The sequence below is a fragment of the Vibrio sp. 10N.261.51.F11 genome, from assembly GCF_041471665.1.
In the GTDB taxonomy this organism is placed as follows: Bacteria; Pseudomonadota; Gammaproteobacteria; order Enterobacterales; family Vibrionaceae; genus Vibrio; species Vibrio crassostreae_C.
The window spans coordinates 41,482-65,241 of record NZ_JBFROW010000071.1 but is presented as its reverse complement, the minus strand read 5'-3'; the positions used below and the strand labels follow the sequence as shown (position 1 = coordinate 65,241).

Below are 23,760 nucleotides of genomic sequence, written 5' to 3'. Positions count from 1 at the left end.
ATCCTCGTGCAAAGTTAGTCGGTAGTCGGATATTGTTGAACAAGACGTCGCTCTTCTTGCCACGCCGCAAATAAGCTCTTGAAAGAAGGGGATTGGTGGCCTCGTTGTTTTTGCTGAGCGCCAATATCAAAAAGAATGCGATATTGCAGGAGTAGCGTAGAAAATATCTCTCGTAATGGGGTGTTGCGATCCCAGATATGTCCAGCCTCACTGCTTGCGCCATTGACCTCAAGAATCGTGAAATCCTCACCGTTCATTAGGCTGTACATGTCTTTAAACTTGACGTCGAGTCGACCAAAGTGAAAGCCATCGAAGTCGTCGAATATCTCGTCTAAGCGTTCTGTTAGAGCCTGAGTGATGTATTGATTACCGTCTCGGAAGATACAGCCACGGCTATGGCTGCCTGCAAACGCGAGTTGGAACTCTTCACCCTCTGCGAGCACTTGATCCAATTTATCTTTATGCCTTGGTAGATACAGGTGGCTGAGTTGCCCAGCGCGCGGGCTATTTTCAATTAACTGTTTGAGTGTCGACTTGCCATCACCCATCACCATTGGTGCGTATTTGAGTGTGATCGAGATGATCTCGCCTTGCTTTTTGTTTGGGTAACGAACATAGAAAACACCCGCTTCGGCTTGATAAGGCGCCTTTTTCTGCAGTAGAAAGCGAGCATTATTTGGGAAAGATTCAACATACTGCTCAAGTTGATCTTGTGTGTTGATCAGCTTAACTCCGACACCTCGACAGCCAAGATCCGGCTTAGCCACAATCGGGAAATCAAGATCCGTTTGTATGAGTGCGCTGCGTGCGTCTTCGGCTTGTTTTTTACTGCTGAGATCCGTTTTGGTTAGGGTGATAAACGGTGAGATCCAACGCTGACTTGAAGATCCGGCAAGGCTTAATATCTCGTGTTTTGATTCGCCGACCATGCCACTGAGTTTGATGCTCGGATTGGCGATGAGCGGCAGCGCCCAGTCAAAGTGCCGTAACCCTTGCATCAGGCTTTGAATGACCACTGGCGTGTAGAAGAACCAAGTCGGAAGAAACTCATAAGGAGAGACACTTCGCACGGTATCTTTTTCAAGCAGAGGCATACCTGCATTAATTTGATGTGCGGGAATGATGCGAATATCTTGCGGTGAACTCATGATAGCCCTCTAGAGTAGGTTTTATTCATTAATCGATTGCCGATAAACAGCAAAACGATGGCACACGGGATGATGATCCATTGATATTCAGAGGCTTGCAGCCAGGCTGATGTCCCTAAATAGTAGATGGCAGAGAAGACAATGCCAGTCCAGAGCGCAGTTGCGCTGATGACGGCAAATAAGAAAGTAGGCAGTGGGATGGCGAAAAAGCCACTCAGAGTAAAACCAACGGTGCGTAGCCCAGGAATAAAGCGGATAGCAAAAAGGCTGCTGAATGCGTTTTGGCGTAATTTGGTACGAAGCGAACGAAAGTACTTATTGGTGAGGGCTTTATATCGAACGCCTCGGAAGTAACGTCCTGATTTTCCTAGGTAGTAGAGGCCCAAGTCACCTGTGGCAATACCGATGAAAATGGCAAGCAGAGCATATTGAGGAGGAATGAGCCCTTGAGTGGCTAAACCGGCAGCGGTAACAATCGCAAGATCTTCAAGCAGGTAAGAAAGCGCGATAATGCCAAGCATCAGCCATAGCAGCGACTCCTCCCCTGAATGTAACCATGCTTGAATGCTCTCGACGGTGCTCATTAAATGTCCTTATCTATCCTATAGATGAATGGCTTAACCACCATTCATTGAGTGTAGTAAATTAAATAGACAGGAGGAGCAGATAAAAACTTACAGCTGATTAGTGTTTTTTTGTGTTGGATTCATTCAATTGGTGGTTTGAGTCGTGCTGTTTGACTGCTGTTTTGAAGCTGAAGGCGTGGCATTTGGAAGCGGGTTGAACGAGAGTTTGTCGTTCGAAAATTAGGGCTTTGGGCTGAACATTTAGAAGAAAAGAAAAAGGCTGAGTCGTAAAACTCAGCCTTTCAGAACGTTAACTATGGATTACTTAAGCAATCTATTTAGTTAGGTCAATCTGGTAAACAGCAAAACCAACATCGTCAGTCGCAACACGTTTCATCGGGTATTGACCTTTCTCTTTAATGAACTCTGCTGCTTTGTCGCTTGGAGATGTTTCAAAGCGGATATCTAGCTTGTTATCCGTTTTGATTGGTGCAAATGACCAATTGTTATCTGCGCTTGGGCTCACTTGGCCTTGCTCTTTGCTTACGCGAGAGATGTAGTTCGCCAGTACAGTACGGTTCTCATCTGGTGCATCAAATGCGATGAAGTCTTCACCTGTGCCTGGGAATTTAGCGCTGTAAGCTCGGTAGTTGTTGGTTGCGATCAGGAAGTCTTGCTTCATGTCGATTGGCTTACCTTGGTAAGTTAGGCCAACAATACGCTGAGAATCAGGGTTAACCACTTTACAGTTTGCATCGTATTTCGCAGGCTGAGTTACGTCGATTTGGTAATCCACACCGTCGATAACATCGAAGTTGTAAGTACGGAAGTTATCCCACTCAATCAGCTGTTGTGGTGCTGTTGAGTTCACATCGATTTGGTTGAATTGGCCAGCAGAACACTCAAGCCACTCTTTTACTTCGTGACCTGTTACCTTCATTGCAACTAGCGTGTTCGGGTAAAGGTATAAGTCAGCCGCGTTACGGAATGTCAGTTGGCCAGATTCAACCTCAGTGAAGTTCGCTGGGTCATTCTTACGGCCACCGGCTTTGAATGGCGCAGCAGCAGAAAGTACTGGTGTACCGTCTAGGTCTGGGTCACCTTGGATGAACTGTTCAACGTAATCTTTCTGTGCAAGGTTAACAATCTGCACTGTTGGATCGTCTTGTACTAGAGACAGGAAGCTGTACATCACGTCGTCTGCTTTACCAATTGGTTGGTTAACAAACTCACGAGTACCTGCGTGGTCTTTTTCTAGTGCTGTTACGATGCCTTCATCAGCATCTGCAAGTGATTTCTTCTCGATCTTGTCGTAGATAGGGCGTGCTTCTGATTGGCCTTTTACTACTTCCCACTTACCGTCTTTTTGTGCAAGTGTTAGGTCCATAACACCAACGTGGCTACCCCAACGACCTGGCATTACTGCTGCAACGCCGTTCATTGTGCCAGTTTCGTTGTCGATGCCTTGAATGTCATCAAAACCTTTACCTGGGAACACTGCGTGAGAGTGGCCGAATGCGATTGCATCTATGCCGTCTACTTCAGATAGGTAGAACGTTGAGTTCTCTTCGCCATTTCTGTATGGGTCCGTTGATACGCCTGAGTGAGGGATAGCAACGATAACTTCAGCGCCTTCCGCTTTCATTTGAGGCACTAACTCGTTAGCTGTCTCAATGATATCGCGAGCGATTACTTTACCTTCAAGGTTCTTCTTATCCCACGTCATGATTTGTGGTGGAACGAAACCGATGTAACCCACTTTTACTTCGTGCTCTACACCAGCAGTATCTTCAAACGTGTGCGTCTTGATGATGTAAGGTGTGAAGTAGTGTTCTTTGGTTTTTGCGTCGTAAACGTTAGCACTGATGTACGGGAAATCAGCGTCGTTGATTGACTCTTCTAGGAAATCAAGACCGTAGTTGAATTCGTGGTTACCTAGGTTTGCAGCGTCGTAGCTTAGCTGGTTCATAGCTTTGTATGCAGGGTGAACTTCACCCGCTTCGATGCCTTTGTCTGCCATGTAGTCACCCATTGGGCTACCTTGCAGCAAGTCACCGTTATCAACTAATACGCTGTTGGTTACTTCGTTTTGAGCTTCTTTTACTAGAGTTGCAGTACGTGCTAAGCCGATTTTTTTCGATGGCTTGTCTTTGTAGTAATCGTAATCCATTAGGTTGGTATGGATGTCCGTTGTCTCTACGACACGTAGTTTAATCACTTCATCGGTATCTGGTGTTGTTGTACAGCCTGCTAGAGTCAAACCAAGACCCGCAAGCACAGCCAATGACAAAGGTTTCATTGCAACTTTCATTTTGTAGCTCCAAAGTGGATAGTAGAAAATTCGTTGCGTAATGTAACAAAATGGAATGAAACAATGATTACAACGAATGTTAATTCGTGACTTAGATCGACTACTTTATGGTGTTCTGCAAGACGCCTCCCAAACCTGATTAATCGATGTGCAACTGATATCGATAATATTAGTCCATTCATTTCACCTGCTTATCGATAAATTCAATCCCTTATCAGCTTTTCGAATAAAAAATGAAATTTTAGAATTTCCAGTAATATGAGAGGCTCGTCATAATGCCTATATCAAGGACGTATCAGGCAGACGAATAGCAAGGATAGCTCAACACGAAGCTTCTGTTTTCTTCTAGTGCCAATACTCCCATTCACTCAAGTGGATGAGTTAAATCCCATGCTTGGCAAGACCAAGTAATGAATTGCTCGTAACGCGAGCCTTAAAGGAAGCACTGAAATGGACCAAGAACGTTTAACCCACCTAAAACAGCTCGAAGCGGAAAGTATTCATATTATCCGTGAAGTAGCGGCTGAGTTTGATAACCCAGTGATGATGTACTCCATCGGAAAAGATTCTTCTGTGATGCTTCATTTAGCTCGCAAAGCGTTTTATCCAGGCAAGATTCCATTCCCGCTATTGCATGTAGATACGGATTGGAAATTCCGCGAGATGATTGAGTTTCGTGATCGTACGGCTAAAAAGTACGGCTTCGACCTTTTAGTACATAAGAACCCAGAAGGTATTGAGATGGGTTGTAGCCCATTTGTACATGGTTCTTCGAAGCACACTGACATCATGAAAACACAGGGCCTTAAGCAGGCGTTAAACAAGTATGGGTTCGATGCGGCTTTTGGTGGTGCGCGTCGTGATGAAGAAAAATCTCGTGCGAAAGAACGTGTTTATTCTTTCCGTGATAAGAACCATACGTGGGATCCAAAAAACCAGCGTCCAGAGCTTTGGCACACCTACAACGGTCAGGTTAATAAGGGCGAAAGCATTCGTGTCTTCCCGCTATCTAATTGGACTGAGCTCGATATCTGGCAATACATCTATCTAGAGAGCATCGATATTGTTCCACTTTACCTTTCAGACAAACGCCCTGTAGTTGAGCGTGATGGCATGCTGATCATGGTTGATGATGACCGTATGGAGCTGCAAGAAGGTGAAGTGATTGAAGAGAAAAGCGTTCGTTTTCGTACTTTAGGCTGTTACCCATTAACCGGAGCGGTTGAATCTGAGGCGAATACGCTAACGGGCATTATTGAAGAGATGCTGGTGGCGACGTCTAGTGAGCGTCAAGGTCGAGCGATTGACCATGATCAGTCGGGCTCTATGGAGCTGAAAAAGCGCCAAGGTTATTTCTAAGAATCTAAGGAAAGAAAAATGAATAGTGCAGTAGAAGCCGAATTGGCTGAACTAGGGATTGAAGGTTATCTAAGTCAGCATCAGCATAAATCTATGCTTAGATTTTTAACTTGTGGCTCGGTAGATGACGGTAAAAGTACGCTAATCGGTCGCTTACTCCATGATACAAAACAGATTTATGAAGATCAGCTAGCGGCGGTTCACTCGGATAGCCAACGAGTGGGAACGACAGGTGAGAAACCTGATTTGGCACTGCTTGTTGATGGTCTGCAGGCTGAGCGTGAGCAAGGGATCACGATCGATGTGGCTTACCGCTACTTCTCGACTCAAAAACGTAAGTTCATTATTGCTGATACTCCTGGGCATGAGCAGTATACGCGCAACATGGCAACAGGCGCTTCAACGTGTGATCTGGCGGTGATCTTGATTGATGCTCGTAAGGGCGTTCTGGATCAAACACGTCGTCACTCGTTTATCTCTAACCTGCTTGGTTTGAAGCATTTCATCGTTGCTGTAAACAAGATGGATCTCGTGGATTACGCGCAAGATCGTTTTGAAGAAATTCGCGATGAATACCTAGAGTTTGCAGAAAACCTAGAAGGCGAAACCAATATTCAGATCTTGCCAGTATCGGCGCTTGAAGGCATCAACGTTGCTGCACCAAGTAAAGAGCTTGCATGGTTCGAAGGCCCATCTCTGCTAGAAGTGTTAGAGAACGTCGACATTGACCAAAAGCGTTCGGCAGGTGAATTCCGATTCCCAGTTCAGTACGTCAATCGTCCTAACTTAGACTTCCGCGGTTTTGCTGGCACCGTTGCCTCTGGCCGTGTCAGTGTCGGTGATGAAATCAAGGCGCTGCCGTCGGGTAAAACCTCTAAGGTTGCACGCATTGTAACTTTTGATGGTGATTTGGAGTCTGCGCAAGCGGGCTTGGCAGTAACACTGACCCTTGAAGATGAGATTGATATCAGTCGTGGTGATTTGATTGTGCTAGAAAACGCGCAGATTGAATCCACTAACCACGTATTGGCTGACATCGTGTGGATGACAGAGCAACCATTGCGACCGGGCAAAGCTTACGACATCAAGATCGCAGGCAAGAAAACCGTTGGTCAGGTTGAAACGGTTCGTCACCAATACGACATCAACAACCTATCGACTCACGCTGTCGATGAGTTGCCATTGAATGGCATTGGCTTGTGTGAATGGTCACTGAACGAGACTGTCGCGCTGGATAAATACCGTGAAAGTGCCGATACCGGTGGCTTCATCGTTATCGACCGACTAACCAACGTGACGGTTGGCGCGGGTTTGATTCGAGACCGTTTGGACTCTGTTGAACAGCAAGTCGGTAACTTCTCTGCATTTGAACTTGAGTTCAACGCATTGGTTCGCAAACATTTCCCTCATTGGGATGCCAAAGATCTAAGCCAACTACTGAAGTCATAAACGACCAAGTAACAGCTTATTGAATTAGGCGGAAACCGATCGTTTCCGCCATAAAGGACGGGTATATGTGGCAACAAGGATTTGTATTAGCGATTTTGCTCGGCATCATTACTTGCCTGCTCGTTACCCGTATTAAGCCAAGCTTTATATTTGCTGGCGCGGCGTTTATTGCTTTTATGGCTGGCATGATCGACTTGTCGAGCTTGGCTAATAACTTCACTAACTCCTCGTTACTGACTTTAATTCTTCTGATCCTCGCATCAAGTGCGTTGGAGAAAACTCGCTTAATCAGTTGGGTTAGCCGCAATATCTCTGAAGGTAGGCTAGGTACCGTGGTTGCGAAGTTGGGTATTTCCACAGCGTTACTTTCTTCTTTTACTAATAACACGGCGGTGGTTGTTTCTTTGATCGGGGCGATCAAACGTAATCAACAGCATGCGCCATCTAAACTGCTAATCCCTTTGTCATACGCTGCCATCTTAGGTGGCACCCTGACATTGATCGGCACCTCTACCAACTTGATCATCAATAGCTTTGTTGAAGATGCGGGTTTGCCAAGTTTAAACTTTTTCACACCGACCTTGATCGGTTTAGCGGTGTTGGTCGGTGGTGTGTTGATCCTTATCCCGCTGAGTTACTTCCTACCAAGCTACGATGATGGATCTCAAGATGATCTGCCTTACTTTCTCGAGGCGCGAGTTGAGCCAGGTTCTCCATTAGTTGGCCGTAGCGTCAGTGAAAATAATCTTAGAGCTCTTAGAAAACTGTTCTTAGCCGAAGTGATTCGAGACGGTAAAACCACCGCGTCGATTGACCCTGATTTTATTCTTCAAGCTCGTGATCGATTACTGTTTTGTGGTGATGTAGAGAGTGTTGCAACACTGCAAGAAATCCAAGGTTTAACCCTGTTTGGTCAGCATCATTTGAATGGCCAGAGCTTTGTTGAAGTGGTGGTGAGTTCGTCGGCAAGCTTCTGTAACAAAACCCTGAAAACCAGCCAATTTAGAGATCGTTTCGATGCGGTTGTGGTTGCTATTCGTCGTGGCCATGAACGCCTAGAAGGTGGGCTAGGGAATATCACATTGACCGCTGGTGATACCTTGATTTTGGTTCCAGGTAAACGCTTTGAAGAACAGCGCCAACAACACAACAAAGAGTTTGTGTTGATGAATGACTTAGATTCGAGTGCCAAGCTTGATGCCGACAAATCGACGTTCGTGTTGCTCGGCTTTGCTAGCGTGATTGGTTTAGCCCTTATCGATGCAGTACCTATTATCAAAGGCTTAGCTGGTTTTCTACTGTTGCTGGTGGCATTTGGCGTGGTGCAACTGGGTGAGCTCCGCCGCCGTTTCCCAGTCGATATTGTGGTGATCGTGGGCTCTGCACTTTCTATTGCTCAACTGATGATTTCATCGGGTTTATCTGAGCGGATGGGGCTGATGTTTATGGAGGCGTTTAATGGCTGGGGCGTATTCGGTGCGTTAGTTGCTACCTACTTTATGACTTTGGTTTTGACAGAGCTGGTGACCAATAATGCGGCTGCAGCACTCTCATTTCCGATTGGCTACAGTATGGCAGTAGGTTATGGCGTTGACCCTATGCCGTTCATCATGGCGGTACTGTTTGGTGCCAGTGCCAGTTTTATCTCTCCATACGGCTACCAAACCAACTTACTTGTTTATAGCGTAGGTAATTACCATTTAACGGATTATCTGCGTATCGGCATTCCAATCTCGATTGTATATTCGGGCTTGGTGCTGACCCTAATTCCTTATTTTTTCCCATTTTAATGCTGTTTATTTAAAGGACTAATTATGACCGCAGTACTCAAACCCAAAGATGAGAATGTTGTGTGGCATCAACACTCGATTGATAAAACATTTCGCGCGGATCTGAAATCACAAAAGCCAGCCGTGCTCTGGTTCACGGGGTTGTCTGGTTCTGGTAAATCGACAGTCGCTGGAGCATTAGAAAATCGTTTGGCACAGCTTGGTTACCATACTTATTTATTGGATGGTGACAATGTGCGTCATGGCTTATGTAGCGACCTTGGCTTCTCTGAGCAAGATCGTCGAGAGAACATCCGTCGTATTGGTGAGCTTGCTAAATTGATGGCAGATGCAGGCTTGATCGTGTTGTCAGCCTTTATTTCTCCGCATCAAGCTGAAAGGCAACTCGTGAGAGATTTATTGCCGGAAGGTGAGTTTCTTGAGGTGTTCGTCAATACTCCATTAGAGGTTTGCGAACAGCGTGACCCTAAAGGTCTGTATAAGAAAGCACGTGCCGGAGAGATCCCGAACTTTACAGGTATTAGTTCAGTGTACGAAGCGCCTCAGAACCCTGAGATTGATCTACCTGCAGGTGAGAAGACACTCGATGAATTGGTCGAACTGTGTATTGATGCGTTGGAGAAGCGAAATATCTTAGCCAACTGAGATCGTTGGTATGACTAAGGCTACTCAGCTGTTTATCTGTTTATTCACGACCGATAAATAGTGCAGCCTTAGTTTACCGAGACAAGAAACCTATCCTCTAGATTCTCTTTATTCCTCTCTATACTTCACTTTTTACACCGTCTATTTTAGCTCCGTCGAGTGTCTAGACGGTGTAATTTACGCTGCTTTTCACTTCTGTCTGTACTGTGAATTTCTGGCTCAATAGTGCAATCAGTTGATCGTAATACTGCGTGTTTGGCTTGTTACCGAGCAAGGTACAAAGCTCATTGCCTGTAGGGCTGAATCGGTAGTAAACCAGCTTCACGCCTTTTGATAATGGTGCCAGTGACATGCTCTTACCTTGATAGGTTAGGTGCAGGGCTGGATCGAAATCAATCTCTCCGGATTCTAATTCTGTGCCCAGAATAATCCCGAGCTCTATCAAGTGGAGCAAGCTGGAGTAGGGCAGGTTGTGCCCACCAAGGTTGATGGTGTTGGTGGTGTCCCTTTTGCCAAAGTTGAATAGCCCAGCATGAGATTTAAAGCCGAGTAAGAGCTTTCTGCTGTTATCGCTACCAAAACTGCAGCCTAATGAAGCTGCTCTTTGTAAGGTCAGTGCTTCCTTTGGCGTCATGTCTTTTAAGATTTGCAGTGCCTTCATCGACGTCGAGCCTGGGTTGGTGACTTCTCGTTTCAGTACTTGAGCCCATAGCCTCTGCATCGATGTATTGTGGATCTCTTGTGCCATGTCGAAGAAACGGTATAGCCAGTCCTGATCCGGGTCTCCAGCCGCTTCATCCTTACATGAAGAGTGCGCCAACTTTAGAATCTGTTCTAGGTTCTTTTGGCGAAGCTCTCTACGTTTTTTCTCTCGCAATAGTGCCCGTTCGATAAGCGTACTCTCAGCTTTATCCTTTGGCTTGGCACTATGACTAATTAAGGAATCGAGGCCGAAGCTTTGTGCGATGTGCAGCATTCTGCTGGCACTGTCGGCAATATGAGGCTTTTTCTCATGCTTATGCTGTGTGTCGCTAGCATGCTCAATGATCACTGGCTGTTTGGTTTTTGACATAAGAGTACCGTTAGGAGACGACTCAAAACCAATCGTAGTAAATAATTGCTCAGCCTAGCTTGTTAAAACGCTTGATAACTGAGCTACAATTTTTGATTGTAGAATAACTACTTATCAAAAAGCTCCGCCTTGTTCTCAAGGCTTTTTCCTACGCTATTTCTGAACACTTACTTATTGTGATTGGTATAACTGTCTAAAATGTAACTCTTTATCTTATTGGTGGCTAGATTTTGCGTGCAGAGTTGAAGGTTTCAACAAAATTTTACTTTTGCTAGTGATAATAAAATGTTAAATTTGTTGTAATTCTCAAGGAGGAGTTATGAATCAAGCCAATGATAACAAGCTGAAGAAACAGCTTAGTATAGGGTTATTACTCGCGACTTATGTCGCTGTTCTAGCTTACTTATCTAATTACATCGCGTAATTCAGAAGAAAATTATCGTTATTAAACTGTTATTGAATGATCACACTCGTTCAGTGACGGCAGCTCATCCTTGAGCCACCCTTCTAATGACTACATGTCGTCATACTCTTCAATCGCAGTACCTTCAATAAGATAACCGGTTTGCGCTAAGTCATGGCTGATTGACTCAGTTTTCAGCGTTCCGACCAAATAGATCACATCCCATAACTGCTGTATTGGTGCACCTTTCGGGAACTTCACGTAGATGATTTGGTTCGGTGGCGGCGGTGGCACGTGGATACATGCGCCAAAGTACGGTACCAGCAGAAACTCAGTGATCATATTCTCATCACCTTCCAATGGAATCACAAAGCCAGGAATCTTCACTGTGCTGCCATTCAGCTCTGGGCGAACAGCACCAAGTGTCGATTGTTGAGGTTTGTCCATACTATTGTGGTCAACCATCGGCATACCAAATGAATCTAGCTGAGCACGTTCTGATTCTGGAATCAAATCAATCCATTCAAGTGTTAATACCGATTCGTCATTCTGAGTGGTTTCAGCGTGAGCTGTACTGATAAATGGGAACAGAAGTAGCCCAAGTATCAGTAGGAATTTGCGTTGCATCGTAGGTTCCTATTTTAGATTCGAATCGTCATGCCATCAGACAATGACTGGCGGTAAGCCCTGAAAGCGGGAATAAAGCCGATAATGATTCCAGCAACTTGTACCAGCATAAGCAGTTTCCACTCATGCGGTGTGATTGCGGATATCGATATGTTGATACCATAACTTTGTTGCACAATAGGAGCAACCACTGCGATCAGCGCAAACAATACTGCAACACCTAATGTAATGCCAAGGAAGGTTAGCGCACTGGCTTCACTGATCAGTAAACCAAACACATGACGAGGTCTTGCGCCCATCGCACGTAGGATGGCCATCTCTCGGCGCCTTTCTTGCAAGCTAGTGAGTAGGCTACTGAGCATGCCCAATAAACCGGCGACGACAACAAACCCTGAAACAATCAGTAGTGCTTGTTCTGCTACAGCCATCATTCCCCACAATTCGTGAAGCGCAATGCCCGGCATAATGGCGCTTAAAGGTTCTTGGCGGTAGTTATTGATTTCTCGTTGCAGTGCGAAGGTTTGGATCTTCGATTTAAGGCCAACCATCATCGCGGTAATCTGCTTCGGTTGGAAGTCACGTTGCTTTAGCGCTTCAGCATTCGGTGTGTGCCCGAGGTTGGCACCTGATTCCCAGCCAACATGAATTGCTTCGATTGCCTCTAGCGATACGTGTACGGTTTTGTCTACTGGTGTTCCTGTTGGCGCGAGTATTCCCACAATCTTGAAGGGCAGATTATCGTGACGGCTAAACGCAACATCACTGATACCGTGCGCAAGAATGATTTGATCACCTATTTTGTAATCTAGCTTCTTCGCGACGTCGGCACCAATCACTACGTCAAATAGCTGATTAAACTCTTTACCTTGTTGGAAAGTAAGTAATTGCTTACTTCCATAGCGATAGTTTTCAAAGTAACTATGATTTGTACCCATCACACGGAAGCCTTTGTGTGAATCGCCCAATGATATTGGTATCGCCCACTTTACTGCGTTGTGCTGGCTAAATTCTTCATAGCTTTTCCAGTCGATGTTGTTGGTCGCATTACCGATTCTAAATACGGAATAAAGCAGCAGGTTTACCTGACCAGAGCGGCCACCGACGATAAGGTCAGTACCTGAAATCGTATTGGCGAAGCTGCTCTTAGCTTCGGTTCTTACACGTTCCACACCGAGTAATAGAATGACGGATACAGCCACAGTGAGAATAGTTAGAATGGCTGTGGCTTTACGGTTGAGTACGCTTTTTAAGGCTAAGTGAGTAATTACTTTCATACGACAACCTTAGCTTGGTTAACGGTTTTTAAATCTATGGTTCGAGTGAACAACTTTTCTAGTGTTGGATCATGGCTAACAAAGATAAGAGTAGAACCTGCCTGGTTGGCTTGTTCTAACAACAGTTCGATAAAAGCTTCTCGGTTGTCATGATCCAAAGCCGAGGTTGGCTCGTCGGCAATAATGATTTTGGGTTGGCCGATCAAAGCACGAGCGGCAGCAACACGTTGTTGTTGACCGATGCTTAACTCGGTAACGGGCTTGTCCATTAAAGCTTGAGGTAGTTTTAATCTGAGTAACAACTCTCGAGCCGTCTCTTGTAAGCTTTTCTGGCTTTCAGCGACTTGCTGTTTACGTATCTGTGAAAACTGGCAAGGAAGCGTCACGTTATCGATAACTGATAGATAAGGAAGCAGGTTAAATTGTTGGAAAATATAACCAATATGATCGGCTCTGAATTTATCTCTTTGACGAGGTGTAAGCTGAGTGAGGTCTTGATCAAGGATAGAGACTTCTCCTTGCTCAGCTTGGTTGATTCCGGTCAGTAGCCCTAACAAAGTTGATTTTCCACAACCACTTGGCCCTTTAATAAAAAGGTGCTCTTGGGCTTGGATGTGAAGAGAGGGGATCTCTAACGTTGGTGGTAATTCAGGCTTCCAACGAAAGCTGATATTTTCGAGTTTGACCACAAGTGATGAACTGTCAGAAGACATGCTAGCTCCAATAATTAAAGCGGTGTATCTACTGGACAGTAATTTGAAACATAAATTCCCAGGAACACACCGATTTGAACAGCCAAGTAAGCGATGACTTACCTGGCTGTTTATTTTACGTTTAATCCGATCTAGGAGTGATTAGAATCGGAAACTAATACGCTCTGCGTTAAGCACTTCTTGTACTTGAGCTGTGTCTGTTAGTAGGTTCACCGTCATTTTTTCAGTGTTGCTGAACTTAGAGAACCACTGAGTGCTAACTGTGTCTAGCTTAGCAACATCTGAACATTCATAGTGGTACTCAACAGTGAACTCACCGTGGCCACCTTCTGAGTGATCGTGGCCTTCATGATCGTGGTGGTCGTGACCTTCGTGGTCATCATGATCGTGCTCAGCGTGGTCATGGTCTTTGTGGTCATCATGATCGTGTTCAGCGTGGTCATGGTCTTTGTGGTCGTCATGATCGTGTTCAGCGTGATCATGGTCTTTGTGGTCGCCATGACCGTGTTCCGCATGGTCATGGCCTTCATGGTCGTCATGACCGCCTTCTAAGGTGTTTGCTACTGACTTGAACTTCAGAGTACAACTCGCATTGTTAAAACTAAACAGCTCTTCTGGCTTGTTTAATTGTGCGATAGCCTGTTCAAACACTTTCTTCTGTTCTGCAGTTTTTGGAGCATGTTCAAACCCAACCACATCTGCGCCTGGAGCTGTTACTTCAACAAGCAATTCTTGCCCATCTTGCGCGATGTTTACTTCAACTTGGCCATGTACGTGTGCATCATGAGAGCGGAATTCTTCGTTAGCTAGAGCATTTGTAGAGACAGTCATGCCGATAACAACGGCTAAAAAAGTAGGTTTCATGTTTTTTCCTGAATAAAGGTTAATTAAAAAGTAGTGGTAATTAAGCGATATTTACAGGAGGTGAGCGTGCCAAATAAGCGAAATATAGCCGCTGTAGTGAAGTTACTGACTCTGTAATAGCGACAGTAAATTCCGAATGGAACTCTGGAATCTGTGGTAGTGAGTGCGCTGTGATGAACTGATTAAGCGAAAACAGCTCACAATGGTGTGAAGTGTGGTGCTCTGGTGCGATATCCACAATGTGTGTTGCGGCTAACACGCTTAACATGAGCATAAGCCCAAGCAAGATGCCTGTTTTGCGTTTCACATTGTTGGGTGTGTTTTGCCACATCAGGATGATTAACCACAGAATTAAAAAAAGGATACTGTTATAATATAACAATATCCTTTGGTTAGGTCTCGAAAAAGACGCGAATATCTTATTAAAGGCTCGCTTTAATCAACTCAATGACTTGAGTGACTTCTGATTCGTTTAATGCACCTTCTTTTACAAACAAGATTTTACCTTGCTTGTCTTGAACGATAATCGCTGAGCTTTCTTCTTTTAGAGCCCATGTTGACGCAACGGCGCCGTCTTCATCTAGGACCATAGAAGACCATGGAAATTCTTCTTTGCTGCTTTCGGCAGAGGACTTAACAAAAGACCCAGTACCCCAAATCGCATCATCTTGGTTGATGATAGTGGTGGTTTGGTAGCTGTCTTCTGAGAATTTCGATGCGGTAATGGCTGCCATCAGTGGTGCGTTGAGCTCTTTAGAGCTGCTGCGGCCAGCGATAGCTTGAACGACGCGAACTTTACCTAGAAGATCATTGGTTGCCCAAGCTTGATATCCAGTATTTCCGTCGTTTAGAACAATCTCACCATAGTTACTCACATCAACGGCAGGCAGGGTAGCGCCTACTGATAGGTTGTGAGCATTGGCGAAGAGTGGAGAGACTGCGGCTAGAAAAGCCAGTAGAGTTTTGTTTTTCATTATATTTTTGTTCCGCTTATTGGTTTGCACAGGAAGTATAATATGAAATTTGAAAAATGCCTCTTTAACTTTTTTATCGTACGACGTAGAAAGAAGTTGCAGGCTTGTTACCAAAAGGTATAATGCATCAATATCAAGATGAACAATAGATTATCTTGCTGTTTGCTAAAGGAATTAGCGATTAAATGTGCTTTGAACAGCGACGCTGTTCAGGTATGTGACTGTAGTACTCAAATGGAATTGAGGTTGTATTATGTTAAGAAAATTTTCTACTTACCGTCCACGTCAGGTGGCGCGTTTCGTTAAAGTCCTGTTCAAAGGCCAATTTGCTATTGAAGGTGTTGGAGAGTTTCGCTTCGACCAAGGCAAGGTGCTACTTCCTGAAGTTTCAGACAAACAAAAGCTCACTATTTTTAAAGAAGTTAACGGCACCATTGCAGCGTTGCCGGTGTAACTGAGCTTTATCGATTTGTCTTGCACCGAATAGATTAACAATGAAAAGGGCTTCCTGATGGAAGCCCTTTTTTTAATGGATGTTGTTCTAGCTTGTATGCCTAACGCACATTATTGCGGAGGGAAGCACACACCCGTACCGCCCAACCCACAGTAACCGTTAGGGTTTTTGGCTAGGTATTGTTGGTGGTAGGTTTCTGCGAAAAAATATTTTCCAGCAGGCAGAACTTCCGTCGTGATCTCGTTGCCTAAAGATTCAGTCATTGCTCGTTGATATTCACGTTTAGAGTGCTCAGCGATAGATTGTTGTTCTTCACTGAAGGTGTAAATCGCAGAACGGTACTGAGTCCCTAAATCGTTGCCTTGGCGCATCCCTTGAGTTGGGTCATGACGCTCCCAAAAGGTTTCAAGTATTCGAGCTAGAGAGGTTTGTTCACTATCAAATATGACACGAACGACCTCGGTATGGCCGGTTTGCCCAGTACATACTTGTTCATAAGTGGGATTAACTGTGTATCCGCCAGCGTAACCAACGGATGTTGAAATAACGCCATCCAATTGCCAAAACAAACGCTCAGCTCCCCAGAAGCACCCCATACCAAACAGGACTTCTTGTTGAGAGCCCGTGGGTGCATCGAGCAGGTCGGTTTGATTGACGAAATGGCGCTCAGTGATTCGAATTGGGTCAGCATTTCCCGGTAGTGCGGTTGCTGCAGAAACCAGTTGTTGTTTGTTTAGCATGTTATATTCCTTTTCGCATACGTTTACCGCGCTGGCTTTTATTTAACGTGGGTTCATATTAACTGTTGGTCAATATTGAATAAGTCTTTAAATTAGACCGTGTTATTCCAGGATTTATTACAGACTCAATGCCTATTTAGCGGTATTATTTCTTTTCACTTATTAACGTATTGATAACTTCTTCACCAATTAAACATGATAAGAAAAACTTTACCAGTTCTGATTGGCACTCTATTGTCATCGACGCTCGCTTTCGCTGACGTTTCCCTTGAAATCAAAGGGCTAGATGGAGCGCTTGAGGATAATGTTGATGCTTATCTGAGTGCGATCCCTGAAGAAGAGTATTCGGTTTCACTAAGATTCCAATCCCGCTTGGAATCTATGATTAAAGAAGCCCTGAATGCGTTAGGCTACTACCACCCTAAAATCACATTTACTCACTCCGAAGATGATACCGAAATGACCGTTACGGTTGAGCCGGGAGAGCCTGTTGTTATTTATACTTCAGATATCGTTCTAACTGGTGAAGCCAAGGATGACCCAGACTTTTTAGCCTTGATAGCGAAGAGTAGCTTGTCTAAAGGTTCGACTCTGAATCATGGTAATTATGACTCTTTGAAATCGTCGATCCGCAACCTTGGCTTAGCGAAAGGCTACTTCGATGGTGCTTATGATCTTAGTAAGCTAGAAGTCGCTCCTGAATTGAACCGCGCTTATGTTCGTCTTCATTATAACAGTGGTATCCGCTATCACTTTGGTACTACTCAGGTTACTGGTAGCCAGATAGAAGAAGATAAGGTGCAGTCACTTAAACCATTTGAGGATGGCGAACCTTACTCAATCATCAAAGTCGGTGAGTACAACCAAAACCTGTCCAATACGGATTGGTTCTCCTCGGTATTTGTTGAACCAGATTTAAGCCAGTTAGGCGAAGGCCGAGAGATCCCGATGAAGGTTAGCCTTGCTCCGCAAGCTCGTAACCAAATCGAAACGGGTATCGGTGTATCCACCGACCTTGGCGTAAAAGGCACTCTGAAGTGGAAAAAACCTTGGGTTAATGAACAAGGCCATAGCTTCAATAGCAGCCTGTCGATTTCTAAACCTGAACAGACGATTACCGCTACCTATAAAATCCCTCTGGATGACGTGCTGAACGACTACTATCAAGTTAAGTACGGTATGAAAAACTTGGATAATCGTGATACCAAGAGTTTGGAGTCAAACTTAGCGCTAGAAAGATATTGGCGACTGGATAACGGTTGGCAACGCACGGTCTTCATTCGATACTTGGTCGAAAACTATGAGCAAGGTTTGCAGGATGATTTAGCGCAATTTGTGCTGCCGGGTATCTCTTTCTCACGCACTCGAACGCGAGGCGGTTCGATGCCGATGTGGGGCGATAAACAAACCATTATGGTTGAAGCGGGTGATGATACCTTGTTATCTGAAACTAAGGTTGTTCGTTTTCAAGGTCAAACCGCTTGGATTCGAAGCATTGGCGACAATCACCGAGGCTTAACTCGACTTCAATTTGGCGGCAACTTTGCCGACGAGTTTGATAAGCTATCTCCCTCCCTAAGATTCTTTGCTGGTGGTGACAATAGCATTCGTGGTTATGGTTATGAGTCGATCTCTCCTCGAGATGAAAGTGGCGCACTAACGGGTGCCAAATTCATTGCAACCAGCTCGTTTGAATACCAATACCGCTTGGTTGGAAACTGGTGGGGCGCAGCATTCTACGACATTGGTGATGCCTTCAATGATAAACCTGAATGGAAACATGGTACCGGCGTCGGGGTTCGTTGGGCGTCGCCCGTCGGCCCTGTGAGCTTAGATTTTGCTTGGGGTCTAGATGCAGCAAAAGGTGATGAGTTCCAGTTACACTTTAGTTTAGGGCCAGAATTATGATCAAAGTGATGGGCAAGTGCATCAAGTGGACGTCGATCTCATTGACGTCTATTTTGCTGTTGTTGATAGCCTTGCTAGGTTTTGTTTTGTTCACCAATCCAGGGTTGAACACTGTGTTGTGGGGCGCTGAAAAAGCGTTGCCACAGCTTAAAGTGGAAAGCACTAAAGGGGCTCTTTTCCCGAGCTTTACGCTTAATAATGTTCAGTTTAAAGATGACAGCCTGCATATAGACACCAAAGTTCAAAAGCTGAACTTGGCGATTAATCCTCGCTGTCTGCTCGACCCTAAGTTGTGTGTCGATCGTTTAGCGATTCAAGGATTGGACTTCGCATTTACTGAACTGCCTCCGGCCTCTACAGAAGAAACAGAACCTACTCCGCCCGTAACATCGGTAAAAACACCGTTGCCAATCGTAATCAACCGTATCGCTTTGTCTGATATCAAGTTGAATATCTTAGGGCATGAAATTGAATGGAGCTTGTTCTCTACGGCTTTGAGTATGCAGGGCGAAAAGCTAACTGTATCGCCAACCTTATTCAATGATCTTAAGGTTAAACTCGCTGAGTCGACAGAAGAACCGCAAGCAGAAAAGGTTGAGCCAAAAGCTGCCGTTAAAACGGCTATCGAATTGCCGGAAGTCTGGATTCCTCTGCAGGTTGTGTTGGAGCGTTTTGACCTCAACCGTTTCACCTTAGAACAAGAAACACCAATCGTTGTTAACCACCTTGGGTTAGAAGCTCGCGCGGGCAAACACACGGTTGATGTTTCAACTCTCGAACTCGATATGCCACAAGCAAGCGCCAATCTAACCACGAAGGTTGAGCTCAAGGGCGGTTACCCGCTAGAACTTTCTTTGGATGCGTTGGTGAAAGAAACCGACCTTGTTGGGCAGAAGTTGTCTCTGAAAGCACAAGGCAGCGTGGCTAAGCTAAACCTAGACTCCCAATTTTCTGAGCTGATTGAGGCAAAGTTGTCTGGGGATATTCAACCCTTAGAACCGACTCTGCCATTTGACCTTCTTTTAGAGGGCGGACAAGCACAGTGGCCCCTTACCGGAAAAAGCGATTACCAAGCGACAATTGAGCAATTTAAAGCTGATGGCTCACTAGATGGTTTTAATGTTCTTCTTAAAGGTGAAGCCGATGGTAAGGAAATCCCTGAATTAGCCATCGATCTACAGGGTAAAGGCACGACGGAACAAATTGTTCTCGAGCGTCTAAAGCTCAACACGCTAGGCGGTGAGCTTAACGGTGTCGTTAAAGCGAACTGGAAGAGTCTCGTTAACTGGCAAGCTGACGTGACACTCAAAGATATTCAACCGGGTCTGCAGTGGCCAGAAGCTGAGGGCAACATTAGTGGAAACATCGTCACCTCAGGTGAGTTGACTGAAGCGGGCGGCTGGGCGATTGAACTGCCTAAATTGGATATTGAAGGGATCTTGCGAGAATACCCTCTGGATATCGAAGGTCAGTTGTCAGCGTCGGATCGCAGCGCGAGCGGTGAACCAAAACTGAAAACCAGTGGTTTGAGCTTAGCTCACGGTGTTAACTCGATTAAGGCTCAGGGTGAGCTTGATAAGAAATGGGACATGGGTGTTGAGATTCACTTCCCTGAGCTTGTAAAAAGCGTCCCTGATTTGAAAGGTAAAGTGATTGGTAACATCCAGCTCAGTGGTCCAACGAAAAAGCCTGAAGTCGATCTCGCTCTAAATGTGGATAAGGTAGATTGGAATAACAAAGCAACACTAGAATCCTTGTCGCTTAATGGTTCTGTGGTTCCTCTGCCATTGCCTGAAGCTCAAGCTGATCTTGAATTAAAAGCTAACAACCTAACCTATCAAGATCAGAGCGTAAAAAGCATTGATCTCACGGTGAGTGGTGGTGAGAAGAAACACACAGTGACACTTGATGTGATATCCGACATCGTGTCTACAAGCTTAGCTATTTCCGGAGAGTTGATTCAAAAGCCTTCTCTTATTTGGTATGGATCGTTAGACAGAGTCAAAATCACCACTCAGCAAGGTCCTTGGGTGTTAGATCAACCTGTCGCGATAAATGCGGATGTTGATAAACAGTTTGCCGATGTTCAAGCGCACTGTTGGAAACAATCGGGTTCGAGCGTGTGTTTGGATGAAGACGTTCGTGTCGGAAAATCGGGTGAGGCCAAGGTAGCCATCAATCAATTCGATTTCGAGCAGATTAAAGCCTTTGTGCCTAAAGAGACGCAATTACAGGGCTTAGTCAATGCGACTGCTCATGCAAAGTGGTCTGAACAAGATGAGCCTGAAGTCACGGTAAGCGTTGATATGCCGAAAGGTCAGGTTGTTCAACAAGTGGGTGAGCCAATCACACTGGGTTGGGAAAGCGTTGCATTGAATGCCCAACTGAAAGACAACAAACTGGATGCCGATTTTAAGTTGGATGTTTCCGACAATGGTGACCTGTCTGGCACGGTGTCGTTACCGGATATTCTTGCCGAAGACAAAATGGTCGATGCGGCAATTAAGCTGACCACGTTCCATCTTGATTTCTTACAACCAATTCTAGGTGAATACAGCTTATTGAAAGCCGACCTTGAGAGTGATCTTCAAGTTAAAGGCTCTCTGATGCACCCTCAAGTCTTTGGTCAATTCTCTGTTGATGGTATTCAAGTCAAAGGCGATGTTACGCCTGTTGATGTGAAAGATGGCCGCATCGACCTCGACTTTGATGGTTATAGTGCAAAACTGGATGCGAATGTCGAAACACCTGATGGTCACCTTGATATTGAGGGAACCGGAGATTGGCAAGATCTTAAAGCATGGCATTCGAACGTTAGAGTTTTCGCTGATGAGTTGATGGTTGATATCCCACCGATGGTTAAGGTGAAGGTCGTACCTGATATGACTATTGATGTCACACCAGATCTGGCGAAAATCACCGGTGATATTGCATTACCATGGGGACGAATTGTTGTTGAAGATTTACCACCGTCAGCGGTTGGCGTCTCTTCTGATCAGGTTATTTTGAATAAAGATCTAGAGCCAGAAAACGAAGATACGATTCCATTCAATGTGATGACGAATATTAATATCTCCATTGGTGATGACTTTAAACTGTCTGCCTTCGGTCTTGAAGGTGATTTGGTCGGTAAGCTCAACGTGGCTCAAAAAGACCAAGGTCCATTTATTACAGGTGAAGTGAACATCGTCGATGGTACTTATCAATCATTCGGGCAAGACCTCTTGATCGAAGAGGGTAAGATCCTAATGAATGGACCACCGGATCAGCCATACGTAGCCATCAACGCGATTCGTAATCCTGATAATACTCAGGATGACGTGACCGCTGGTATTCGAGTGACTGGCCCTGCGACAGAGCCTACCATCGAGATTTATTCTGACCCAGCGATGCCACAAGCGAACGCACTGTCTTATATTTTGCGTGGCCAAGATATCGACGGTGAGTCGAGCGGTTCGATGACAACGACTTTAATCGGTTTGAGTTTAGCGAAGAGTGGTAAGGTTGTTGGTGAAATCGGTGAAGCCTTTGGTGTAAAGGACTTGCAACTGGATACTGCAGGCTCTGGCGATGACTCTCAAGTGACGGTAAGTGGTTACATCCTGCCTGGCTTACAGGTGAAGTATGGTGTGGGTATCTTTAACTCGTTAGGTGAGTTTACCGTTCGTTATAGATTGATGCAGGATCTCTATGTTGAAGCTGTTTCTGGCCTAGACAGTGCTGTGGATCTTCTCTATCAATTTGAGTTCGAGTAGAGCCGTATGGGAGGGCATATGCAGCATCTTGTTTTTGTCTATGGAACCTTGAGGCAAGGTCAGTCCAATCACTATTATTTGCAGGGCTGCGATTTATTAGGGCAGTTTGATACACCTAAGGAATACGCACTTTTTGATTTAGGTGCCTATCCGGCGATGATTTTGGGAAAGAAAAGTGTCGCTGGTGAGGTCTATATCATTAACGACGAAATTTTAGAGTCGCTCGATCGGCTAGAAGATGTTCCTGTTGAGTATCGTCGCGAGCAAATAGAGACTATATTTGGATTAGCATGGGTATATTTGTATCAGCTTGATCTAACAGCTAATAAAGAAATACTTTCGGGTAACTGGTGTCAGCGGAACAATGATTCCTAACTAGTTAATCACCTTACGAGACAACAAAAAGCCAGCACTGAGGTGCTGGCTTTTTAATAGCGTTAGTTTGAGAATGAAATGAGAGGGTTACTCAGGGTTCAGCTCAAGAAACTCTTCTACTTTACGTACCATTTTTGTTGAACCAACGAAGAAAGGCACACGTTGGTGTAGCTCAGTTGGTTTGATATCCATGATACGCTGTGCACCGTCTGATGCAATACCGCCAGCTTGCTCCATAAGGAAAGCAATAGGGTTGCACTCGTAAAGCAGACGCAGTTTACCTTGAGGGTGACTTTGCGTGCTTGGGTACAAGTAGATGCCGCCTTTCAAAAGGTTACGGTGGAAATCTGATACTAGAGAACCGATGTAACGTGATGTGTAAGGGCGGTTGTCGCTTGGCTCATTTTCTTGGCAGTACTTGATGTACTTCTTAACACCCGTAGGGAAGCGGATGTAATTACCCTCGTTGATTGAGTAAATCTTACCTTCGTCTGGAATCATCATGTTTTCATGAGATAGGCAGAAGGTACCCAGTGATGGGTCGTAGGTGAAGCCATTTACGCCAGCACCTGTTGTGTATACAAGCATGGTTGAAGAACCGTAAATCACGTAACCCGCGGCTACTTGCTTGTGTCCTGGCTGTAAGAAATCTTCTTGTGTTGGTGGTGTACCGATCGGTGATACTCGACGGTAGATAGAGAAAATTGTACCAACCGATACATTTACATCGATGTTTGATGAGCCATCTAGTGGATCCATCAGTACAACGTATTTTGCGTTTTTGTTGAGCTCTTTATTGAAGGCGACAGCTTCGTCTTCTTCTTCACTTGCAACACCACAAACTTGGTCACGGGCTTCTAGAGCCGCTTTAAATTTGTCGTTCGCGTAAAGGTCTAGCTTTTGCTGCTCTTCACCTTGCACGTTGTCTGTACCAACAGCGCCAGTGATGTCGACTAGGCCAGCCTTGTTGATCTCACGGTTAACAATTTTTGCAGCAAGTCGAATAGACGACAAAAGGGATGATAGATCACCGCTTGCATGGGGGAAGTCACTCTGTTTCTCAACAATGAACTCACCAAGGGTGCGCATCTCAGACATGTTATTTCCTTAAACTTCTCTCAATATTAGGGGGGATTTGAGCACTGTAGATTCGGCCTCTTGAGTGGGCTTTATTCATCTAGACGCTTACCTAAATTCTAAAGGTTAGATCTTTTTAATGGTAATGAACTAAGCGACACAGATCTCACTTACTATGTCGACTCAATTTGTTTTGCATTGCTGCTCGCTTTTAAGCGTCATTTAATGATAATGAGTACAAGCCGTTTTAATTAGG

General features: G+C 45.0%; 20 protein-coding genes. 8 read left to right on the top strand and 12 right to left on the bottom strand.

Annotated elements, in window-relative coordinates:
• Window positions 1-14 precede the first annotated feature (14 nt).
• The 3 genes from AB4351_RS19660 to AB4351_RS19650 all read right to left on the bottom strand — a co-directional run bounded on the left by AB4351_RS19660 (window position 15) and on the right by AB4351_RS19650 (window position 4,025).
• A complete protein-coding gene (locus tag AB4351_RS19660; RefSeq protein ID WP_372126927.1) occupies window positions 15-1,148 on the bottom strand; it encodes a D-alanine--D-alanine ligase in 1,134 nt (377 codons plus the stop codon).
• Window positions 1,145-1,732: a DedA family protein gene (locus AB4351_RS19655; protein ID WP_372115842.1), complete on the bottom strand. Its 588-nt coding sequence runs from the start codon at window positions 1,730-1,732 to the stop codon at window positions 1,145-1,147. The genes AB4351_RS19660 and AB4351_RS19655 overlap by 4 nt, the downstream gene beginning before the upstream one ends.
• Before the next feature lie 316 nt (window positions 1,733-2,048).
• Window positions 2,049-4,025, bottom strand: a complete 1,977-nt coding sequence (locus tag AB4351_RS19650; RefSeq protein WP_372126925.1) for a bifunctional 2',3'-cyclic-nucleotide 2'-phosphodiesterase/3'-nucleotidase — start codon at window positions 4,023-4,025, stop codon at window positions 2,049-2,051.
• Window positions 4,026-4,439: 414 nt separating this feature from the next.
• Here AB4351_RS19650 and cysD point away from each other — a divergent pair, with 414 nt between their 5' ends.
• From cysD to cysC, 4 genes are all read left to right on the top strand, one after another.
• A complete protein-coding gene (gene cysD / locus AB4351_RS19645; protein ID WP_226088532.1) occupies window positions 4,440-5,384 on the top strand; it encodes a sulfate adenylyltransferase subunit CysD in 945 nt (314 codons plus the stop codon).
• An 18-nt stretch (window positions 5,385-5,402) separates the two neighbouring features.
• Window positions 5,403-6,833, top strand: a complete 1,431-nt coding sequence (gene cysN, locus AB4351_RS19640; protein ID WP_372126923.1) for a sulfate adenylyltransferase subunit CysN — start codon at window positions 5,403-5,405, stop codon at window positions 6,831-6,833.
• A gap of 65 nt (window positions 6,834-6,898) precedes the next feature.
• Window positions 6,899-8,623 carry an SLC13 family permease gene (locus AB4351_RS19635; protein WP_017067554.1) on the top strand — a complete coding sequence of 575 codons (1,725 nt, stop codon included), beginning with the start codon at window positions 6,899-6,901 and terminating at the stop codon, window positions 8,621-8,623.
• Between the two features lie 24 nt (window positions 8,624-8,647).
• A complete protein-coding gene (gene cysC, locus AB4351_RS19630; protein WP_017067555.1) occupies window positions 8,648-9,268 on the top strand; it encodes an adenylyl-sulfate kinase in 621 nt (206 codons plus the stop codon).
• Between the two features lie 163 nt (window positions 9,269-9,431).
• On the opposite strand, the gene AB4351_RS19625 is transcribed toward cysC, so the two are convergent.
• The 7 genes from AB4351_RS19625 to AB4351_RS19595 all read right to left on the bottom strand — a co-directional run bounded on the left by AB4351_RS19625 (window position 9,432) and on the right by AB4351_RS19595 (window position 15,195).
• Window positions 9,432-10,340: a TIGR03899 family protein gene (locus tag AB4351_RS19625; protein ID WP_017069397.1), complete on the bottom strand. Its 909-nt coding sequence runs from the start codon at window positions 10,338-10,340 to the stop codon at window positions 9,432-9,434.
• Between the two features lie 514 nt (window positions 10,341-10,854).
• On the bottom strand, window positions 10,855-11,370 hold the full coding sequence (locus AB4351_RS19620) for a DUF3299 domain-containing protein (RefSeq protein ID WP_017058892.1): 516 nt from the start codon (window positions 11,368-11,370) through the stop codon (window positions 10,855-10,857).
• A gap of 14 nt (window positions 11,371-11,384) precedes the next feature.
• On the bottom strand, window positions 11,385-12,644 hold the full coding sequence (locus AB4351_RS19615; RefSeq protein WP_017067558.1) for an FtsX-like permease family protein: 1,260 nt from the start codon (window positions 12,642-12,644) through the stop codon (window positions 11,385-11,387).
• The gene (locus tag AB4351_RS19610; protein ID WP_017058894.1) at window positions 12,641-13,357 is read right to left on the bottom strand and encodes an ABC transporter ATP-binding protein; all 717 of its coding nucleotides are present in this window, start codon (window positions 13,355-13,357) and stop codon (window positions 12,641-12,643) included. The genes AB4351_RS19615 and AB4351_RS19610 overlap by 4 nt, the downstream gene beginning before the upstream one ends.
• 141 nt (window positions 13,358-13,498) lie before the next feature.
• Complete coding sequence (locus tag AB4351_RS19605) at window positions 13,499-14,221, bottom strand: DUF2796 domain-containing protein (RefSeq protein ID WP_065584315.1); 723 nt, start codon at window positions 14,219-14,221, stop codon at window positions 13,499-13,501.
• A gap of 40 nt (window positions 14,222-14,261) precedes the next feature.
• The gene (locus AB4351_RS19600) at window positions 14,262-14,552 is read right to left on the bottom strand and encodes a DUF2607 family protein (RefSeq protein ID WP_372126921.1); all 291 of its coding nucleotides are present in this window, start codon (window positions 14,550-14,552) and stop codon (window positions 14,262-14,264) included.
• Window positions 14,553-14,643: 91 nt separating this feature from the next.
• Window positions 14,644-15,195, bottom strand: a complete 552-nt coding sequence (locus tag AB4351_RS19595; protein ID WP_372126919.1) for a YtfJ family protein — start codon at window positions 15,193-15,195, stop codon at window positions 14,644-14,646.
• A 253-nt stretch (window positions 15,196-15,448) separates the two neighbouring features.
• Between AB4351_RS19595 and AB4351_RS19590 the strand changes: the two genes are divergently transcribed.
• On the top strand, window positions 15,449-15,649 hold the full coding sequence (locus AB4351_RS19590) for a DUF1107 family protein (RefSeq protein WP_017058898.1): 201 nt from the start codon (window positions 15,449-15,451) through the stop codon (window positions 15,647-15,649).
• A 110-nt stretch (window positions 15,650-15,759) separates the two neighbouring features.
• Here AB4351_RS19590 and msrA read toward each other — a convergent pair whose 3' ends face one another.
• Window positions 15,760-16,389: a peptide-methionine (S)-S-oxide reductase MsrA gene (msrA, locus tag AB4351_RS19585; RefSeq protein WP_017058899.1), complete on the bottom strand. Its 630-nt coding sequence runs from the start codon at window positions 16,387-16,389 to the stop codon at window positions 15,760-15,762.
• Between the two features lie 195 nt (window positions 16,390-16,584).
• Between msrA and AB4351_RS19580 the strand changes: the two genes are divergently transcribed.
• From AB4351_RS19580 to AB4351_RS19570, 3 genes are read left to right on the top strand one after another with little or no spacing between them, the layout of a single operon-like run.
• Window positions 16,585-18,297, top strand: a complete 1,713-nt coding sequence (locus AB4351_RS19580; protein WP_102394285.1) for an autotransporter assembly complex family protein — start codon at window positions 16,585-16,587, stop codon at window positions 18,295-18,297.
• A complete protein-coding gene (locus AB4351_RS19575; RefSeq protein ID WP_065584317.1) occupies window positions 18,294-22,052 on the top strand; it encodes a translocation/assembly module TamB domain-containing protein in 3,759 nt (1,252 codons plus the stop codon). Before AB4351_RS19580 ends, AB4351_RS19575 begins: the two co-directional genes overlap by 4 nt.
• Before the next feature lie 18 nt (window positions 22,053-22,070).
• The gene (locus AB4351_RS19570) at window positions 22,071-22,427 is read left to right on the top strand and encodes a gamma-glutamylcyclotransferase (RefSeq protein ID WP_372126917.1); all 357 of its coding nucleotides are present in this window, start codon (window positions 22,071-22,073) and stop codon (window positions 22,425-22,427) included.
• Between the two features lie 87 nt (window positions 22,428-22,514).
• On the opposite strand, the gene fbp is transcribed toward AB4351_RS19570, so the two are convergent.
• Window positions 22,515-23,525: a class 1 fructose-bisphosphatase gene (gene fbp / locus AB4351_RS19565; RefSeq protein ID WP_017063728.1), complete on the bottom strand. Its 1,011-nt coding sequence runs from the start codon at window positions 23,523-23,525 to the stop codon at window positions 22,515-22,517.
• Window positions 23,526-23,760 lie beyond the last annotated feature (235 nt).

Bases quoted from the DNA above. Each gene is read 5' to 3' on its own strand.
- AB4351_RS19660 (WP_372126927.1), bottom strand. From the start codon at position 1,148: ATGAGTTCACCGCAAGATATTCGCATCATTCCCGCACATCAAATTAAT.
- AB4351_RS19655 (WP_372115842.1), bottom strand. From the start codon at position 1,732: ATGAGCACCGTCGAGAGCATTCAAGCATGGTTACATTCAGGGGAGGAG.
- AB4351_RS19650 (WP_372126925.1), bottom strand. From the start codon at position 4,025: ATGAAAGTTGCAATGAAACCTTTGTCATTGGCTGTGCTTGCGGGTCTT.
- cysN (WP_372126923.1), top strand. From the start codon at position 5,403: ATGAATAGTGCAGTAGAAGCCGAATTGGCTGAACTAGGGATTGAAGGT.
- AB4351_RS19635 (WP_017067554.1), top strand. From the start codon at position 6,899: ATGTGGCAACAAGGATTTGTATTAGCGATTTTGCTCGGCATCATTACT.
- cysC (WP_017067555.1), top strand. From the start codon at position 8,648: ATGACCGCAGTACTCAAACCCAAAGATGAGAATGTTGTGTGGCATCAA.
- AB4351_RS19625 (WP_017069397.1), bottom strand. From the start codon at position 10,340: ATGTCAAAAACCAAACAGCCAGTGATCATTGAGCATGCTAGCGACACA.
- AB4351_RS19620 (WP_017058892.1), bottom strand. From the start codon at position 11,370: ATGCAACGCAAATTCCTACTGATACTTGGGCTACTTCTGTTCCCATTT.
- AB4351_RS19615 (WP_017067558.1), bottom strand. From the start codon at position 12,644: ATGAAAGTAATTACTCACTTAGCCTTAAAAAGCGTACTCAACCGTAAA.
- AB4351_RS19610 (WP_017058894.1), bottom strand. From the start codon at position 13,357: ATGTCTTCTGACAGTTCATCACTTGTGGTCAAACTCGAAAATATCAGC.
- AB4351_RS19605 (WP_065584315.1), bottom strand. From the start codon at position 14,221: ATGAAACCTACTTTTTTAGCCGTTGTTATCGGCATGACTGTCTCTACA.
- AB4351_RS19600 (WP_372126921.1), bottom strand. From the start codon at position 14,552: ATGTGGCAAAACACACCCAACAATGTGAAACGCAAAACAGGCATCTTG.
- AB4351_RS19595 (WP_372126919.1), bottom strand. From the start codon at position 15,195: ATGAAAAACAAAACTCTACTGGCTTTTCTAGCCGCAGTCTCTCCACTC.
- AB4351_RS19590 (WP_017058898.1), top strand. From the start codon at position 15,449: ATGTTAAGAAAATTTTCTACTTACCGTCCACGTCAGGTGGCGCGTTTC.
- msrA (WP_017058899.1), bottom strand. From the start codon at position 16,389: ATGCTAAACAAACAACAACTGGTTTCTGCAGCAACCGCACTACCGGGA.
- AB4351_RS19580 (WP_102394285.1), top strand. From the start codon at position 16,585: ATGATAAGAAAAACTTTACCAGTTCTGATTGGCACTCTATTGTCATCG.
- AB4351_RS19575 (WP_065584317.1), top strand. From the start codon at position 18,294: ATGATCAAAGTGATGGGCAAGTGCATCAAGTGGACGTCGATCTCATTG.
- AB4351_RS19570 (WP_372126917.1), top strand. From the start codon at position 22,071: ATGCAGCATCTTGTTTTTGTCTATGGAACCTTGAGGCAAGGTCAGTCC.
- fbp (WP_017063728.1), bottom strand. From the start codon at position 23,525: ATGTCTGAGATGCGCACCCTTGGTGAGTTCATTGTTGAGAAACAGAGT.